13 protein-coding genes and 1 pseudogene are annotated in these 17,910 nt (G+C 74.4%); 6 read left to right on the top strand and 8 right to left on the bottom strand.

Going from position 1 to position 17,910, the window contains the following annotated elements; all coding sequences use genetic code 11:
* The first annotated feature begins 25 nt into the window (after positions 1-25).
* Positions 26-628, top strand: coding sequence for a TetR/AcrR family transcriptional regulator (locus ET495_RS12030; RefSeq protein ID WP_129205002.1), 603 nt, complete (start codon positions 26-28; stop codon positions 626-628).
* 46 nt (positions 629-674) lie between these two features.
* On the opposite strand, the gene ET495_RS19190 is transcribed toward ET495_RS12030, so the two are convergent.
* Positions 675-1,505 carry a helix-turn-helix transcriptional regulator gene (locus ET495_RS19190; protein ID WP_162616466.1) on the bottom strand — a complete coding sequence of 277 codons (831 nt, stop codon included), beginning with the start codon at positions 1,503-1,505 and terminating at the stop codon, positions 675-677.
* 401 nt (positions 1,506-1,906) lie between these two features.
* On the opposite strand from ET495_RS19190, the gene ET495_RS12040 reads away from it, so the two are divergent.
* Complete coding sequence (locus tag ET495_RS12040; protein ID WP_129205004.1) at positions 1,907-4,531, top strand: LuxR family transcriptional regulator; 2,625 nt, start codon at positions 1,907-1,909, stop codon at positions 4,529-4,531.
* An 81-nt stretch (positions 4,532-4,612) separates the two neighbouring features.
* Here ET495_RS12040 and ET495_RS12045 read toward each other — a convergent pair whose 3' ends face one another.
* From ET495_RS12045 to ET495_RS12055, 3 genes are all read right to left on the bottom strand, one after another.
* Positions 4,613-5,680, bottom strand: a complete 1,068-nt coding sequence (locus ET495_RS12045) for a helix-turn-helix domain-containing protein (RefSeq protein WP_129205005.1) — start codon at positions 5,678-5,680, stop codon at positions 4,613-4,615.
* A gap of 168 nt (positions 5,681-5,848) precedes the next feature.
* On the bottom strand, positions 5,849-6,214 hold the full coding sequence (locus ET495_RS12050; protein ID WP_129205006.1) for a hypothetical protein: 366 nt from the start codon (positions 6,212-6,214) through the stop codon (positions 5,849-5,851).
* A 220-nt stretch (positions 6,215-6,434) separates the two neighbouring features.
* Positions 6,435-7,289 (bottom strand): sugar phosphate isomerase/epimerase family protein, encoded by an 855-nt coding sequence (locus ET495_RS12055; protein ID WP_245993051.1) that lies wholly within the window; start codon positions 7,287-7,289, stop codon positions 6,435-6,437.
* A 94-nt stretch (positions 7,290-7,383) separates the two neighbouring features.
* On the opposite strand from ET495_RS12055, the gene ET495_RS12060 reads away from it, so the two are divergent.
* From ET495_RS12060 to ppdK, 4 genes are read left to right on the top strand one after another with little or no spacing between them, the layout of a single operon-like run.
* A complete protein-coding gene (locus tag ET495_RS12060) occupies positions 7,384-7,914 on the top strand; it encodes a PTS sugar transporter subunit IIA (protein WP_129205008.1) in 531 nt (176 codons plus the stop codon).
* A 10-nt stretch (positions 7,915-7,924) separates the two neighbouring features.
* Positions 7,925-8,665, top strand: a complete 741-nt coding sequence (locus tag ET495_RS12065; RefSeq protein WP_129205009.1) for an HAD family hydrolase — start codon at positions 7,925-7,927, stop codon at positions 8,663-8,665.
* A 10-nt stretch (positions 8,666-8,675) separates the two neighbouring features.
* On the top strand, positions 8,676-9,587 hold the full coding sequence (locus tag ET495_RS12070; RefSeq protein WP_129205010.1) for a pyruvate, water dikinase regulatory protein: 912 nt from the start codon (positions 8,676-8,678) through the stop codon (positions 9,585-9,587).
* Positions 9,584-12,274: a pyruvate, phosphate dikinase gene (gene ppdK, locus ET495_RS12075; RefSeq protein ID WP_129205011.1), complete on the top strand. Its 2,691-nt coding sequence runs from the start codon at positions 9,584-9,586 to the stop codon at positions 12,272-12,274. The genes ET495_RS12070 and ppdK overlap by 4 nt, the downstream gene beginning before the upstream one ends.
* 1,218 nt (positions 12,275-13,492) lie before the next feature.
* On the opposite strand, the pseudogene ET495_RS19725 reads toward ppdK, so the two are convergent.
* The 4 genes and pseudogenes from ET495_RS19725 to ET495_RS12095 all read right to left on the bottom strand — a co-directional run bounded on the left by ET495_RS19725 (position 13,493) and on the right by ET495_RS12095 (position 17,847).
* Positions 13,493-15,495, bottom strand: a pseudogene (locus tag ET495_RS19725) (NHL domain-containing thioredoxin family protein).
* 169 nt (positions 15,496-15,664) lie between these two features.
* Positions 15,665-15,886, bottom strand: coding sequence for a hypothetical protein (locus ET495_RS12085; RefSeq protein ID WP_170220583.1), 222 nt, complete (start codon positions 15,884-15,886; stop codon positions 15,665-15,667).
* A gap of 52 nt (positions 15,887-15,938) precedes the next feature.
* Complete coding sequence (locus ET495_RS12090; RefSeq protein ID WP_211340979.1) at positions 15,939-16,781, bottom strand: aldo/keto reductase; 843 nt, start codon at positions 16,779-16,781, stop codon at positions 15,939-15,941.
* A 79-nt stretch (positions 16,782-16,860) separates the two neighbouring features.
* Positions 16,861-17,847: a hypothetical protein gene (locus tag ET495_RS12095; protein ID WP_245993052.1), complete on the bottom strand. Its 987-nt coding sequence runs from the start codon at positions 17,845-17,847 to the stop codon at positions 16,861-16,863.
* Positions 17,848-17,910: the final 63 nt, after the last annotated feature.

A 17,910-nucleotide genomic window follows, 5' to 3' on the forward strand; every position in this document is an offset into this window, starting at 1 on the left:
GACAAGCTCGCCCTATGATGTCATCATGCCCAAGATCATCGGGAAGAGCCTGCACGAGCATCGCCAGATGACCCGGCAGCGACTCTTCACCGCACTGTCCGCACTCATGGCCGAGCGCGGGTTCGACACCATCACCCTCGCCGACATCGCCGCCGCCGCGGGAGTAGGCCGCACCGCGGTCTACAACCACTTCCCCGACAAGGAGGCGCTCCTCCTGGGCTTCATCACCCACGAGACCGAGGAGTACGCCCGCCGCCTCGAACGAGCGCTCGACGGCATCGACGACCCCGTCGAGCAGATGCGCACCTACATCCGCCAGCAGGCTCAGCTCTCGCGCATGTTCCACCTCGCACCCGGGCCCGACCTGCGCACCGTCCTGTCCCGGCCCACCCTGCAGCGGCTGCGCGAGCACGCCGAGATCGTCGAGATGATCCTGCGCCGCATCATCGCGGCCGGGATCACGTCGGGAGAGTTCCCCGAGCAGGACGTCGACCCGACGGTGCAGCTCGTCAACGCCTGCCTGTCGGGGCGACTGATCCCCGAGGAACCCGCCGCGCGCGACCGCGCCGTCCGGGCGACGGAGCAGTTCATCCTGCGCGCCGTCGGCGCCCGCGAGGTCGCCGCCTGACCCAGGTCGCCGGCCAGACGCTGACCGGTCGTGCCAACGCGGCCGGTCAGCTCGCCAGCTTGGAGCGCAGCTCCGACGGGGTCGCTCCCGTGGCGGACTGCACCGCGCGGCGCAGGGCCAGCGCGCTCCCGTAGCCGCACAGCTCCGCCACGTCCTCGAGCGTGACGTTCGCGTAGCGCGGGTCGTGCAGCCGCGACAGCGCGGAACGCAGCCGCTCGTGCGCGATCCACCCGCACACGGTGCGCTCCTCGCCCTCGAACAGCCGGTGCAGCGTGCGCGTCGAGACACCGAAGTGCTCGGCGATCACCGCCGGGGTGAGGTCGCGCTCGGCGTGATGCACGGCGATGTGCTGGATGACGCGCGAACGCTCCACCTGCTCGAGCAGCGCCGCCGAGCGGGTCTCCGGCCGGCATGTCGCGACGGCACCCACGAGCTGCTCGACGATGCGCACCGACTCCGCACGCACCTCCGGCACCACGCCGGGCTGGCACACCAGCTCACGCAGCGCCGACGCCGTCGCGCTCGGCAGCACCGTCTCGGGGCCCCACACCGTCAGCGGGGTGTCGTCGAACGTGCCACGCATCGCCGTGCGCTCCACGGCCACGTCCACCTCGACGAGCAGCGCGCCCGGCGACGAGACCTCCAGGGGCCGCCAGCCCACCGCGAGCGCCGCGGCGCGGGGCCCGAGCACCTCGATGGTGCCGGCCGTCTTGATGGTGACCTCGCCGTCGAGCACCACGACGAGCCGCACGGCACGCCACGGGTGACCGAAGTTGTCGCCCGGTACACGTGTCGTCATCGGCCCGAGCTGGACCAAGGAGACGAGGTACGCACCGAACCGTGCCGAACGTCGTCGCCCTGCTTGCACGGATGCCATGGCCGGACCTATCCCACCGTGACGATCGGCAGGCTGAGGACGACGGCGAGCAGCGATCCCACCAGGAGATCGCGCGCGACGACCCGTCCGATGGTCCAGCGGTACGTCGTCGCGTCCACGAATCCTCCCTGGTCTGTCGGCTGACCGGGGGCCTGGCCCGTGGCCCGGCACCCGATCTGAGGGGCGGTCGACGTCCGCGCGCACGGGGGATGTCGCGCGGACGTCGGCCCTTCGCGGCGTGACCGGCACGGACGACGAGGGGACGGTTGTCGCCCGGGCTTGGGGATCGCTCCCTGCCGCGGTTCTCCTACCTTTGTCGGCCCGTCCTCGCGCGAACGCAGATTGGCGCTGCCTGCGCGACCGCCTGGCACCGACTGTCATGCTGAGTCACGATGTGATTCATGACGCCGCATGGGACCCTGCACGGCCACGTGCGCGACGACGCAGTCAAACACCTGCTGACGGGGACGAGCGTCGATCTCCAGGGGCTTCCCGGCTCCGGCCGCAGCGTGCTGGCGCGTGCGATCGCGACCGAGCTGGAGGACGCCGGCTGGCAGGTGGTCCAGGCGCACGGCGTCCACGCGCTGCGCGACCGGCCCCTCGAGGCGCTCGCCGTCGCGGGGCTCATGGCCCGCCAGGGCAGCGGCCCGCAGGCCCCGGCGACGGCGGTGTCCGCCGCCGTCCAGGGCATCGCCGCGGCCACGCGCGGCGGGAGCACGCTGCTGGTGGTCGACGACGCCGACGACCTCGACGACCTCTCGGCCGGCGCGCTCACCGCAGCCCACGCGCAAGCCCCCTTCCCGCTGCTGACGACGTCGCGGCAGACGCCCCGCGCGCTGCGCGCCTCGACGCGTGCGTCGGCGACGATCCTGCCGGGCGTGACCCTCCAGGTCCCCCCGCTCGGGTACGTGGACACCCAGACGCTGCTCATCGAGGCGCTCGGCGGGCCCATCGAGTCCACGACCGTCAGCCGGGTGTTCTCCGGCTCGGGCGGCCTGCCGGCGCTGACGCTCGCGCTCGCCGAGAGCGCGCGGCTGCACGGCTCGCTGCGGCGGGTCGAGGGCCTGTGGGCGGCCGGGCCCGAGCTGTGGACGCCCGAGATGGTGCGCGCCGTCGACCCGCTGCTCCAGCACCTGAGCGCCGAGGGCCTCGACGGCCTGCACACCCTCGCGCTCGCGGGAACCATCGACGTCGCGATGGCTCGCCGCCTCATGCCGTGGGAGGTGCTCGAGGAGCTCGACGGGTACGCGTTGCTGCGGTTCGTGCCGCGCGACGACAAGATGCTGGTCAGCCTCTTCCCGCCGGCCATCGTCGAGTACTTCCGCAACCAGGGTGTCGGGGCGCGGCACCTGCGTGTCGACGAGGCCGTGACCAGCGCGTTCGGCGGGCTCGCGACCCAGCGGCCGCCGATCGTGCTCGCGCCGTGGCGGTTCGTGGGCCCCACCGACGCGGGCGGGCCGACGCGTGCCGCGCTCGGCGCGGCCGGCGAGGCCGACGTCATCGTCAACCGCCTCCTGCACGAGCACTGGCACCGCGAGCTGCTCGTGCGGCGCACCGAGTGGGAGGAGGCGCCGACGCCCCGCACGGCCGCGACGCTGCTGCGCACCATGCTCGTGACGGGCGCCGACGCCGAGTCGGTGCTCGCCGTGCGCGAGGCGACGCCACGCATCGGCGACCCGCGAGACCTCGTGGCCTTCGACGACTGGTACGCGCTGTTCCTCGGCGCCGTCGAGCACAACCTCGAGTGGGTGCACGCGGTGCTGGAGCAGGCGCGTGACGAGGCAGACGAGTGGGTCGACCTGGTCGACGGCATCGAGGCGTTCATCGTGCTGCTCGTCGACCACGCGCCCGACCCCGACCTGCTGCCGAGCGCCGAGGCGACCGCGGCCGCCCCCACCGACACGCGCGAGATCGTGGGCACCGTCCGCGCCGAGCTGCTGCTGGCGCGCGGCCGCTCCGCCGAGGCGCTCACCGTGATCGACGACCTTGCCCCGGTGACCTCGACGTTCGCGCTCGCACGGGTGACGTCCCGCCCGTGGGCGCTCATGCTCGAGGCGCGCCTGGACGAGGCCCTCGCCGAGGCGCAGGCCATGCTCACGGAGGCTCGCCGCGAGCACGACGTCGAGGGGATCGTGGGAGCCGCTTACGTCGCCGCGCAGGTGCTCACCATGCGCGGTCGTGTCGCGGAGCTGCGCAACCTGCTCGGCTCGGTGCTGTCGTCGGGGGTGCTGCCCGCGCTGGAGCGCCCGCAGCACGTCGCGCTGCTGTCGATGGCGGCCGGGCTCGCCGCCGACGAGGGGCGCGGCACGACGGCACGCACGCTGGCGCAGCAGGCCCTGGCGCTGCGCACAGGCCCCGGGCCGTTCCCGCTCGGTTCCCCGACGCTCGCGAGCGCCCGCCTCGACGGCGCCGACCTGCCGCCAGTGCAGGCGCGGACGCTGGCCGCCGAGCGCCTGTGGGCCGAGACCCAGACGCTGCTGGCCAGCGGCTACCTGGTGTCCGGGTACGTGTGCGGCATGCTCGCCGTCGTCGAGGAGCCGACGCCCGAGCGCGGGGCGGTGCTGGCGCGCGTCGCCGACGAGATGCCCGCGCCTCTGGTGCGGCAGTTCGACCGGTTCGTCCAGGCGTTGTGCGACGGCGACCCCGAGGTGCTCGTCGCGGTCGCCGACCGGCACGCGGACGCGGGCCTGGTGTGGACCGCGACGCGCGCCTACACCGCGGGGCTGTCGGCGCTGCGCGCGTCGGGATCGGCTGCCCGGGCCGCCGAGGTGCACGAGGAGGCGCGCCGGCGGCTCGAGGTGTGGGGCGCGGAAGCGGCGTCGGGCATGCGCTCGGCGGCCGAGGGCGCGGAGCTGACGGCACGCGAGGAGGAGATCGCCCGCCTGGCGGCGTCGGGCATGACCAACCAGGACATCGCGCGGCGCCTGCTGATCTCGGTGCGCACGGTGGAGAACCACCTGCACCGCGTGTTCCGCAAGCTGGGTGTGGACAACCGCACGGACATGTCCCGCGTCCTGACGGCCTGACCCCGGACGCGCCGCAGGCCCGCGAGCACGAGTGCTCGCGGGCCTGCGGTCACGCTGGAGGACGCGGGAGGACGCAGTGGGTCAGTTTGCCGCCCAGCCGGAGAGCGCCTCCTGGCGCAGGGCGGACGGCGTGCGGCCCGTGGCCGCCTGGACCGCCCGGCGCAGGGCGAGCGCCGAGCCGAAGCCCGTCAGCACGGCCAGCTCGTCGAGCGAGGTGCCGGCGTAGCGCGGGTCGCGCAGGCGCAGCAGCACCTGGTCGACGCGCTTGGCCTGGACGAGCTGCGAGACCGACATCTTCTCGCCCTCGAACAGGCGCTGGAGCGACCGCTTCGACATGCCGAGGTGCGCGGCCAGCGTCGTCGGGCCGAGCTGCGGGTCGGCGTAGTGCGTCGCGATGTAGCGCACGACGTGCATGCGCTGGCTGCGGCGGTTCCAGTCGCCACCCGAGGGGACGGCGAGCGTCGAGACCGTGCCCGAGTACAGCGACTCGAGCGAGTCGGTCACCTGGGCGCGCACGGCCGGGGTGAGCGTCTCCACGTCCTGGCGCAGCAGGTCGAGCGCGAACGCGGCGAGCGCGGACAGCAGCGCGGTCTCCGAGCCGCCGACGACGAACGGCGCCGTCTCGGGCAGGCCCACGAGGGCGTCGTGGTCGGCGGGCACGTCGACGACGACGACGCGCGCGGGCGTCGCGGCCGTGTAGGTCACCGGCGCCCAGCCGACGATGAGGGCACCGTCGCGCCGGCGCAGCGTGGCCTGCTCACCGTGGAGCGCGTCGCCCGTGCGGAGCACGATCTCGCCGTCGAGCACCACGACCATGCGCAGCGTCTTGACGTCGTGGCCGAAGTTGTCGGACGCGCCCTCGAAGCGCAGCGGGCCGTGCACCATGTAGGTGACGTCGAACGCACCGAAGCGCGCCGTGCGGGTCTGCACGTGGAAGGACTCGGGCCGCGCGGTCACCGCGACCAGTCCGGAGAGCTGAGCAAGCGCTTCCTCGCCCTTCCACTCGCGCACGCTCACGGCGGCGCCTGTCTCGGGCTCGAACGGGCACCCGGTCGTGGTACGTGCCGTGATGCGGGTGGGGCGGGCGGCGGGGGCGGCCATGGCCGTGCGACGGGTCATCGGGCGGGCCAGCGGGGCGGTCATCGTCATGGGGTCGTCCTCCTCGTGTCGACACGACCCTCCGTGCCGCGACGGGCACCCTGGCGCGCATCGTCGGCCACGTGAGTGGTCGCGGAGGCCGATGTGAGTACGTGTCGGACACGGTTCCGTGCATTTCGCGCCTGCCCCTGGGCCAAAGCGCCTTCCGGTGTCGTCACGTCAGCGCTGCCCGGACTCGCCGGAAGCCCCGACCGCCCACCGCAGGGCGCGCAGGAGGGAGTCGCGGGACGGGCACGTGCGGTCCGGGAGCCCGAAGGCGTAGACGATGTCGCCGAGCGTCATCCCGAGGGGCGAGGGGTCGGCGAGACCGGGCAGGTAGGTCGCCGGTCCCGACCGGAGCGTGGGCGTGACCTCGACCTCACGGACCTGCTCCCAGAGGTCCTGGGTCGGGTTGTCCAGCAGGGCGAAGAGCGCGGCGCGCAGAGCGCTCTCACCGTCGCCGTCCGCTCCGACGGCGGAGCGCGCGACGCAGACGGCGTCGAGGGTCTCGGCAATCTCGAGGAGGGTCGCGGGGCCGACTGCCACGACGCCTCCCCGTTGGCTGCGGTGCGTGTGGGTCATGCAGGCTCCAGGGTCCGCCCGGGCGTGCGCCGGGTACGGTCCACCGTCCGCCTGTGAGCGAGCGCACGCGCTGCCGAGGCGCTCATCGAACGTTGGCGTGGCGCTGGACTATCGCCCGTGACGGCGCGTCGCCCGTGGCGCGCTGGTACGGCGTCTCACGATGCGGACATCGTGGGTTCGCCGATCACCACGCGTCGGCCGGCAGATGGTGATGCTCGGCGGCCGGCGGCCGGTACGCCGTCGGCACAGGCGCCAGGTACGAGCGCGCAAACGTCAACGCCGCCTCGAGATCGCCGTGCCGCTCGTGCGCCGACCGGTCCCGGCGCGTCGAGATCTCGACCACCACGTCACCCCGCCACCCACGCCGCGCGAGCTCGACGAGCACGTCGGCACAGTCCATCGAGCCACGGCCCGGCACCAGGTGCTCGTCACGCGGGGCCCCCGTGCCGTCGGCAAGGTGCAGGTGCCGCAGCCGGTCCCCGAACGCCGCAACCAGCTCCAGCCCCGACTGGCGCGCCACCGCGGCGTGCGACAGGTCGAGCGTCACGCAGTCGTAGTCGTGCTCCGTCGCGTCCCAGCCCGGCAGATAGGCCACATAGTGCCGGTCGCTGCGACCCCGCGCCTTCCACGGGTACATGTTCTCGACCGCCAGCGTCACGCCCGACTCCGCCTGAAGCTCGCGCACCTGGTCCTGGAAACCGCGCGCGTAGCGGTACTGCCACCGGAACGGCGGGTGGACGACGACGGTGCCCGCGCCCAGCTCGAGCGCCATGTCGACGGTGCGCCGCAGCTTGGTCGCGGGGTCGCGGCCCCACACGCCCTGACTGACGAGCAGCGTCGGAGCATGCAGGCTGCGAACGCGCACGCCGTGGTGGGCGGCCAGGCGCGCCAGAACGGCCGGGTCCTGCGACGCCGGGTCCGACCACACCATGACCTCGACGCCGTCATACCCCAGCTCGGCAGCCGACTCGAACGCGTAGGCGGCCCGCCGCGGGTACACCGAGGCAGTCGAGAGGGTGACCGGGATCGCCGGGTCCATGGTGCGAACCATACGTGCCCGCGCCCGGTGACGACGGGCGGGCGGTACGGTCTGCTCGTCGCCACCCGGCACCGTCCGTTCGGGAGGACCATCCATGCTCGAACCGCTCACCGTCCGCTCCCCCGTCACCGGGAACGTTGTCGACGTCGCCGACGTCCCCGACCCGGTGTTCTCCGGCGCGCTCGTCGGCTGCGGCATCGCCGTCGTGCCCGACCCCGCGACGGGCGGGCGCGTCGTCGCCCCCGTCGACGGCACCGTGGCCAAGCTGCACCCGCACGCGTTCGTCGTCACCGCGGACGACGGCCCGGCGGTACTGGTCCACCTCGGGATCGACACCGTCGAGCTGCGCGGCGTCGGGTTCGTCACACACGTCACCGAAGGCGACCACGTCACGGCCGGACAGGTCGTCACGACGTGGGACCCCGAAACCGTCCGCGGCGGCGGCCGATCACCCGTGGTGCCCGTGATCGTGCTCGGCACGGCACCCGAGGCGCTCGCGGGACTGCCCCGCGTCGGTGCGCCCGTGACGACGTCCGACGTCCTGTTCACGATCCAGGGCACCGTCGAGCGCACCCCCGACCGCCCCCTGACCGGTTCATCGCCCGCGCCACGGCCAGCCGCGTAGGCTGCCGCCCATGGTGCGCGCGGTGGTGTTCGACGTCGGCGAGACACTCGTCGAGGAGACGCGCATCTGGACCGGCTGGGCCCGCAGGCTCGGCGTCCCGCCGCTCACGTTCCACGGCGTGCTGGGCGGCTGCGCGGCGCTCGACCTGCCCCACAGCGCCGCGTTCGAGATCGTCCGACCGGGCTGCGACCTGGAGGCCGAGGAGGCCGCCTGGGCCGCGGAGGACCCCGACGGGCTGCGCAACGGCTTCGATGCCGACGACCTGTACCCCGACGTCGTCCCCGCCCTCACCGCGCTGCGCGACGCCGGCCTGCGGCTCGTGATCGCGGGCAACCAGCCGCCGCGCGCGCTCACCGCACTGCGCGCGATGGACCTGCCGGTCCACGAGATCCGCAACTCCGCCGAGCTGGGCGTCGAGAAGCCCGACCCGGCGTTCTTCGCCGCCGTCGCCACCCTGGCCCAGGCCCCCGCACACGAGATCGCCTACGTCGGCGACCGCCTCGACAACGACGTGCTGCCCTCCGCCGCCGCGGGCATGGTCCCGGTGCTCATCCGGCGTGGCCCCTGGGGCTACCTGCACGCCCGCAGGCCCGAGGCGGCCCGCGCCCACGTGATCGACTCGCTGCTCGACCTGCCCGGCCTCCTCGCGCCCGACGACGCTCAGAACGCGTCGGCTCAGGGCGCTCCTGAGCGACACGGGGACGAACGCACAAGGCCGCCCACAGGCACCGCCGACGCGGGCGCGGCCTAGTCTGAGTGGCATGGCCGCACCGGTGCGCGTAGTCGACATCCACGTGGTCGCCGACTCGACCGGCGACACCGGGGCCCGTGTCGCCCGCGCGGTGCAGGCCCAGTACCCCACCCTCGAGGTCGTCGTCGTGCGCCACCCGCGCATCCACGACACCTCGGGGGTCGACGACGCGATCGCGCTGCTGCGTGAGTCGCCGGGCAACGCCGTCGTCTTCTGCACCATCGTCGACCTCGGCCTGCACGAGCGCATCGAGGCCGCGTGCCGCGAGCTGGGCGTCCCGTTCGCCGACCTCATGGCACCCGCGCTCGACGCCGTGTTCACCCGTGTCGGGCAGCACCCCTCACGCATCGTGCAACCCGTCGGGCTCGCGGCCGACTACTTCGAACGCATCCACGCCATGGAGTTCGCCGTCGCCAACGACGACGGCAACCTGTCCGACAGCCTCACCGAGGCCGAGATCGTCCTGGTGGGCGCCTCGCGCACCGGCAAGACGCCGTTGTCGATGTACCTCGGCTACCTCGGGTACCGGACGGCCAACGTGCCGCTCGTGACGGGCGTCGCCCCGCCGCCCGCGCTCTTCGAGGCCGCACCGTGGAAGGTCGTGGGGCTCACCATCGACCCCGAACGCCTGCTCGCGATCCGGCGCCGCCGCGTCGACCTCATGGGCGCGGGCGGCCTCCACGTGGCAGGGTCGGACGGCGGGCACCTCGGAGGCTACGCGGACCTCGGCCGCATCTACGACGAGCTCGACGAGGTCGCCCGCATCCAGCGGCGCCTCGGCTGCCCCGTGCTGGACACCACCTCCCTCGCACTGGAGGAGGCCGCCGGCCGGGTCATCGAGCTCGTCACCGCACGTCGTCGGGCGCACACCGCGTCCGTCGCCCCGTTCCCCAGCCAGCTCTCGGAAGGACCGGATCGATGACCACCTCGGCCACACCCACCGCCACCGGACACGACGCGGCACCGGACCGCCGCCACGTCTACGACTTCACCGAGGGCAACGCGCAGATGAAGTCCCTGCTCGGTGGCAAGGGCGCCGGGCTCGCGGAGATGACGCGCATCGGCGTCCCGGTGCCCGACGGCTTCACCGTCACCACGCAGGCGTGCGTCGCGGCGATGCAGGCAGGCGGCACCTGGCCGGACAACCTGTGGGCGCAGATCGAGGCGCACCTGGACGACCTCGAACGGCGCACGGGCCGCACGCTCGGCGGCTCCGAACGCCCCCTGCTGGTGTCGGTCCGCTCGGGCTCGGTGTTCTCGATGCCCGGCATGATGGACACCATCCTCAACCTCGGCATCAGCGACGACGCCGCCGCGGGCCTCGCCGCCGAGACCGGCAACGCGCGCTTCGCGTGGGACTCCTACCGCCGGTTCCTCCAGATGTACGGCGAGGTGGTCGAAGGCGTGCCCGCGCACGCGTTCGAGGACGAGCTGGCCGCGCTCAAGGGCCGCCGCGGCGTCACCCAGGACACCGACCTGACGGTCGAGGACCTTCAGGAGCTCGTCGCGACCTTCCGCCGCGTGGCGCGCGCCAACGGCGCCGACATCCCCACCGACCCGCGCGAGCAGCTGCGCCGCTCGGTCAACGCCGTCTTCGCCTCGTGGGACAACCCCCGCGCCCGGGTCTACCGCGGCCTCAACGCCATCCCCGACGACCTGGGCACGGCCGTCAACGTGCAGCAGATGGTGTTCGGCAACCGTGGCGAGTCCTCGGCCACCGGCGTCGCCTTCACCCGCAACCCGTCGACCGGCGCGAAGGAGCTCTACGGCGAGTTCCTCGTCAACGCCCAGGGCGAGGACGTCGTCGCCGGCATCCGCACCCCCCGCCCGCTGGCCGAGCTCGAGACCGTGCTCCCCGAGGCCTACCGCCAGTTCCTCGACACGATGACGCTCCTCGAGAGCCACTACGGGGACATGCAGGACATCGAGTTCACCATCGAGCAGAGCAAGCTCTACCTGCTGCAGACCCGCAACGGGAAGCGCACCGCCGCCGCCGCGCTCAAGGTCGCCCGCGACATGGTCGACGAGGGCGTCATCGACCGTGAGACGGCGCTGCGGCGCATCGAGCCCGAGCAGCTCGACCAGCTCCTGCACCCGGGCCTCGACCCGAAGCACACCGCCACCCCGGTGACGCGCGGCCTCAACGCCTCCCCGGGCGCCGCCGTCGGACGCCTCGTGTTCGACGCCGACACGGCCGCCGAGCGCGGCAAGGCCGGCGACGCCGTCGTGCTGGTGCGCTGGGAGACGACGCCCGACGACATCCACGGCGTCGTCGCCGCGCAGGGCGTGCTCACCGCCCACGGCGGCATGACGTCGCACGCGGCCGTCGTCGCGCGCGGCATGGGCAAGCCGTGCGTCGCCGGGGCCGGCGAGCTGCAGATCGACGTCGCGGCCAAGACCGTCACGATCGGCGGCACGGTGCTCACCGAGGACGACACCGTCACGCTCGACGGGTCCACCGGCAACGTGTACGTCGGCCCGATCGCCCTGGTGCCGCCGCAGATCACCGACGACTTCCGTGAGGTGCTCGGCTGGGCCGACGACGTGCGCCGCCTGGGCGTGCGCGCCAACGCCGACACCGGCCCCGACGCCGCCAAGGCGCGCGAGCTGGGCGCCGAGGGCATCGGCCTGTGCCGCACCGAGCACATGTTCATGGCGGCCGACCGGCTGCCCGTGGTGCAGCGCATGATCCTGGCCTCCGACGCCGACGCGCGCGGCGCAGCGCTCGCCGACCTGCTGCCCATGCAGCAGAGCGACTTCGACGAGATCTTCGAGGCCATGACCGGGCTGCCGGTCACCATCCGCCTCATCGACCCGCCGCTGCACGAGTTCCTGCCCGACCTCGTCGAGCAGTCGCTGCTGGTGCAGCGGCTTGAGATCGCCGGGGCCGGGGCACCGCCGTCGGACGAGCTGGTCGCGGCGCGCGACCTGCTCGCGCACGTCAAGCGGCTGCACGAGATGAACCCCATGCTCGGCACCCGAGGCGTGCGGCTGTCGCTGCTCTACCCGGAGATCTGCGTCATGCAGACGCGCGCGATCATCCGGGCCGCGATCGCCGTGCGGGCACGCGGGCTCGACCCGCGCGTGGAGATCATGGTGCCGCTCGTCGGGTTCGCCGAGGAGCTGCGGCGCATGCGCGAGGTCATCGTCGCCACGGCCGACGAGGAGCTCGCCGCCGCGGGCGTCGCGCTCGACTACACGGTCGGCACCATGATCGAGCTGCCGCGCGCGGCGCTCACGGCCGACAAGGTGGCCGAGCACGCCGACTTCTTCTCCTTCGGCACCAACGACCTCACGCAGACGGCCGTCGGCATCTCGCGCGACGACGCCGAGGGCTCGTTCCTCGCCTCCTACCTGGAGGCGGGCATCGTCCCGGCCAACCCGTTCGCGTCGATCGACGCCGACGGCGTGGCCGAGCTGGTGCGCATCGGCGTCACGAAGGGCCGCGAGACGAAGCCCGGCCTCAAGACGGGCGTGTGCGGCGAGCACGGCGGCGACCCGGCGAGCATCGCGATCTTCGACAAGATCGGCCTCGACTACGTCTCGTGCAGCCCCTACCGCGTCCCGCTGGCCCGCCTGGCCGCAGCCCGCACCACGCTGGACGGCTAACCCCGGGCTCGCTCGGCCGGGCGACCCCGCTCGGCTGGGCGACCCCCGTCCGGCTGGGCGACCGGCCCCTGCCCGTCCGGCAGGGCGACCGACCCGACCCCGTTCGGCCGAGCGACCGATCCCGGCCCGCTGGGCTGCCCACCACAGGCGCGTCCAGCCGGACGGACGCCAGCCCGCCGACCCCGACCCACCCGTACCCTCACCGACCACCACGAACCGCCCGAGCGAGACGGCACCCACCGCCGGTCTGGTCGTCGGTTTGGGGTCTGGTCGTCGGTCCGATCTGACGACCAGACCCCAAACCGACGACCAGACCGCTGGCCCCGCTGGCCCCGCTGGCCAACCGGTCAGCGGGCCCGCCGGTGCCGAGCGGGCGGCCAGGCGGCCGCCGGGCCGGGGTCGCCCGGCAGGGCGACCCGGCCCGGCAGGGCGACCCGGCCCGGCGGAGCGACCCCGGCCCGGCGGAGCGACCCCGGCCCGGCAGGGCGACCGACCGCACCCCGCCCGACCGGGCGACCGATCCGACCCCGTCCGGCCGAGCGACCGATCCCGGCCCGCTGGGCTGCCCCGCCACAGGCGCGTCCAGCCGGACGGACGCCAGCCCGCCGACCCCGACCCACCCGTACCCTCACCGACCACCACGAACCGCCCGAGCGAGACGGCACCCACCGCCGGTCTGGTCGTCGGTTTGGGGTCTGGTCGTCGGTTTGGGGTCTGGTCGTCGGTTTGGGGTCTGGTCGTCGGTTTGGGGTCTGGTCGTCGGTTTGGGGTCTGGTCGTCGGTCCGATCTGACGACCAGACCCCAAACCGACGACCAGACCGCTGGCCCCGCTGGCCCCGCTGGCCAACCGGTCAGCGGGCCCGCCGGTGCCGAGCGGGCGGCCAGGCGGCCGCCGGGCCGGGGTCGCCCGGCAGGGCGACCCGGCCCGGCAGGGCGACCCGGCCCGGCGGAGCGACCCCGGCCCGGCAGGGCGGCCGACCGCACCCCGCCCGACCGGGCGACCGATCCGACCCCGTTCGGCCGAGCGACCGATCCCGGCCCGCTGGGCTGCCCCGCCACGGGCGCGTCCAGCCGGGCGAACGCCAGCCCGCCGACCCCGACCCACCCGTACCCTCGCCCGCCACCACCAACCGCCCGAGCGAGACGGCGCCCACCGCCGGCCCCGCTGGCCAACCGGTCCGTGGGCCCGCCGGTGCCGGGCGGCAGGCGGTCGGGCGTCAGGGCGGCCGGGGCGGCCGGGGCGGCGGGTGGGTTCGGGTGTTAGCCGCGGAGGGGAGGGTGAGGGTGGTGGCGCCCTCGGGGGTGACGACGACGGGGACGCCCCAGTCCTGCTGGGCCAGGTGGCAGGCCGGGAACTCGCCCTCCGCGTCGCAGCTCGCCGCCTTGGCGGTGACGTGGAGAACGCCCTCCGGGATCGCCGGGTTGATCCGCAGGTCACGGACCAGGTCCGTCGCGTCGCCGGCCCCCGCCAGCAGCAGCTCCGGGGGTGTCGCGCTGACGTGCAGCGACGTCGACGGACCCCAGCGGTCGTCGAGCTTCTGGCCCGGTGCGGGCGTGAACGGGACGTCCAGGCGCAGCGACCCCGGCCCGACGGCGGTGGCCGGGCGCTGCGTGCGGCGCGCCCCGCCGTCGAGCACCTCGCCCGCGAGCGACGCCGGCAGGGCCACACGCGTCAGCCGGTGCGCAGCCGACTCGACCACCAGCAGCCGCACCGCGTCGCCGTCGACCTCGACGACGACGCCCGACGGTTCGGCAAGGCCCGTGGCGAGCGTGGTGACCTCGTCGGTGGCCGGGTCGACGCGGCGCAGCGCGCCGTTGTAGGTGTCGGCGACGACGACGGAACCGTCGGGCAGCACGGCCACGCCCAGCGGATGCTGGAGGAGCGCCTGCGCGGCGGCTCCGTCACGGTGCCCGAAGTCGAACAGCCCCTGGCCGACGGCGGTGGCGACCTCGACGTCACCCGGCGCGGCGTCCGGCCGCACCGTGACACGGCGCAGCGCCGACGTCTCGGAGTCGGCGACCCACAGCACGTCCGTCGTCGCGCCCGTGGCCGGGTCGGTCTCGCGGCGCACCGCCAGGCCGGAGGGCTGCGCGAACCACGACGCGAGCCCGGCGCCGTCCTCCAGGCCCTCGTTCATCGACCCCGCGATCTGCACGAGCGAGCCCTGTTCGCCGTCGAACGCCCACAGCGTGTGGTTGCCGGCCATGGCGACGACGAACGCGCCGAGATCCTGCACCCACGCGACGTCCCACGGGGACGAGAGCCGGACGTGCGTCGGCGCGTACGACGCTCCGGGCTCGTAGACTCCGGCGCCCCCGCCCGGCCCTCGTCGACGTTCTCCCGGCCCCCGACCATGAACTGCCGGCCCGTCCCGGCGACCGTGGTGACCGCGCCGTCGTCGAGCCGCACTCCGCGCAGCACGTGGTTCACGGTGTCGGCGACGAGCACGTCGTACCCGAGCGAGGGCCGCAGCTCCACGGGCACGAGGCACAGCCCGTTGGGCTCGGAGAACCGGGCGACCCCCGCAGGACCGTCGACCAGTCCGCGCTCGCCCGAGCCGATGCGCCGCACGAGCGTCTCGCCGTCGGGAGCCAGCTCGGCCAGCGAGTGGTGCCCGGCGTCGGCCACGAGCAGCGTCCCGCCTGGCAGGGTGATCGCCTTGGCCGGGAAGCGCAGCGTGCCCTCGCGCGGGGCGGGCGCGACGTACGGGCCCTCGCCGCGGCGCAGCGTGCCCTTCGCCTCGTGCTCCACCACGAGCTCGCGCACGAGGGCGGCCAGCGCCGACGCGTGCCCCTCGCCGGCCATCTGCGCGACGACGTACCCCTCGGGGTCGATGACGACGAGCGTCGGCCACGCCCGCGCCGTGTACGCACCCCAGGTGACCAGGTCGGGATCGTCGAGCACCGGGTGGGCGACCGCGTACCGCTCGACGGCGGCCGCGAGCGCCACCGGGTCGGCCTCGTGCTCGAACTTGGGCGAGTGCACGCCGACGATGACCAGGACGTCGCGGTGCTGCTCCTCGAGCTCGCGCAGCTCGTCGAGCACGTGCAGGCAGTTGATGCAGCAGAACGTCCAGAAGTCGAGGATCGTGATGCGGCCGCGCAGGTCGGCCAGAGTCAGGGTCTTGCCGCCGGTGTTGAGCCAGCCTCGGCCGATCAGCTCGGAGGCGCGGACACGCGGGGTACGGATGGCTGTCACACGCCCATTCTGGTGCGTCACGGCCTTCGTGGTACACGCCGTCTCGGCTCCGGGCTGGGGCGGGCTGCACCCGGCTCGCGGGGCCCGGCTCGCGGGGCCCGGCTCGCGGGGCCCGGCTCGAGGGGCGCCGTCGAGCGACCAGCGGGGCGGGGCCCCGCCTCAGCATCGGCTCGACGGGCCGGGCGCGTCGCTAGAGCGCCCGCACCGCCCCCACCACCCGCACCACCACGGGCACGCCCTCCATCGCGGGCGGCACGTCCTTGCGGGCGCGGATCGTCGCGACGTTGACCTGAAGCACCCAGTCCTCCGGCCCGCCGCGCTGCGCGATCCCGACTCCGGCGATGCCCTCGACGGCCGCCAGGGCGTCCCGCAGCGGTTGCTTCGCGGCGCGAGCCGCGTCGATCGTCGCCATCGTCACCTCCTGGGGAGTGCCCTCCCATTCTCCCCCACGACGGCGTGCCGCGTCAGCGATCCGTCCGGTTCTCGGTGTCCGGGTGGGATCCCGTGCGCCCGTCGCGGTCGAGGGCGTCGATCGCGGCCACGTCGGCGTCGTCGAGCGTGAACCCGAAGATGTCGGCGTTCTCGACGATCCGCTCGGGGGTCGCCGACTTGGGGAAGACGACGTCGCCGCGCTGCACGTGCCAGCGCAGCACCGCCTGGGCCGGGGTGACGCCGTGCCGGGCGGCGACGCCCGCGATGACGGGGTCGCCGAGCACCGTCCCTCGGCCGAGCGGCGACCACGCCTCGGTGACGATGCCGTGCGCGGCGCCGTAGGCCCGGACCTCGTCCTGCCGCAGGTAGGGGTGGACCTCCACCTGGTTGACGGCGGGCACCACCGTGCCGGTCTTCAGGATGCGGTCCAGGTGGGCGGGCTGGAAGTTGGAGACGCCGATGGCGCGCGCCCGCCCGGACGCGAGGATCTCCTCGAGCGCGGCCCACGCCTGCGGGTACAGCCCGAGGGCGGGCACGGGCCAGTGGATGAGGAACAGGTCGACGTAGTCGGTGCCGAGCGCGTCGAGCGAGCGGTCGAAGGCGGCGAGCGCGTCGTCGTGCGCGTGGAACGCGTTGTTGAGCTTGGTGGTGACGAACACCTCCGACCGGGGCAGGCCGCCGGCGCTGACGGCCTGGCCGACCTCGCGTTCGTTGCGGTACATCTGCGCGGTGTCGACGTGCCGGTACCCGGCGTCGAAGGCACGCAGCACGAGGTCGCGGGTCTGCGCGGGCGGCAGCTTGTAGGTGCCGAAGCCGAGCTGCGGGATCTCGACGCCGTTGTTCAGCCGGAGGGTGGGGATGGTCACGGGCACCATCGTCACCCCTCGTGGGGCGTGGGTCATCCGAGCGTGACGCCCAGCGCCTCCAGCACCGCGTCGATCGGGTTGACGTACGTCAGCCCAGAGCCGTCGGACCCGCCCGTCTCGGACCCGGCGAACAGCAGCCCGAGCGCGACGCCGTCCTCCCGGTAGACGAGCGACCCCGAGTCGCCGCCGCGCGAGAAGGGCCCCCGGCGTCCCCCTCGACCTCGATCTGCCCGTCGAAGCCGAGCACGCCGAGGTCGTCGCCGTACCCGACCAGGACGTCGTCGAGCTCGATGGCGCTGACCCGCCCGCGGGTGTGCGACGTCGTGCGGCCCACCTTGGCGACGCGCTCGCCGCCCACGGCGAGCGCCGTCGTCGTGACCGGCCCGACCGGGTAGGTCGCGTCGACGGGCACGTCGTCGTCGAGGCGGGCGAGCGCCGCGTCGACCTGGTGGTGCTCGCCGGGGGCGAGCGGTGACCAGCGGGCGAGCACCCCGATCCGGTCCCGCGGCGCGGCGCCGCCGTCCGCGGGTCCCGGCTGGACGACGACGTCGCCCGCCCCGGCCTGCGCGGACCCCGCGAGCACGTGCCAGTTCGACAGCACGTACCGCGCGTCCGGGGACGCGTCGGGAGCGTCGGCGACGAACGCGCCCACCGTGCCCGCCGTGACTGCGACGTGCCCCACGGAGACGCCTGGGCGCAGCGGCCGCACGCGCCCCGTCTCCCCCAGCGCGCGCGCCGTGGCCACGGGAGGGTTGATGGCCGCCAGGGCCCGGATGCGGCCCGTGCGCCGGACGTCGGCCTGGGCGCCGGCCTCGGCTGCGACCTTGCGGACGACGGCGCGTGCGGCCGGGACGCCGAGCCGGTAGCGGACCGCGACGGCGTACCCGCCGTCCTCCGGCCCGCCGCCGGGTGCGAGCCCGAGCGCGAGCGTCGGGGCGCGTACCGCGTCGGACGACGACGCACCACCCTCGACGGCGGAGACCGTCACCGCGCCGAACCTCTCCGCGAGCTCGAGCGCGAAACCGTGCAGCTGATCCTTGAGGCGGCGCGCCTCCGCCAGGTCCATCCACGTCATGCGCCGAGTGTGAGCCGCACCACCGACACCCTGGGGCGGGCGCGCCGTGACACCCCTCACGAC

The sequence above is a fragment of the Xylanimonas allomyrinae genome (assembly GCF_004135345.1).
Lineage (GTDB): Bacteria > Actinomycetota > Actinomycetes > Actinomycetales > Cellulomonadaceae > Xylanimonas > Xylanimonas allomyrinae.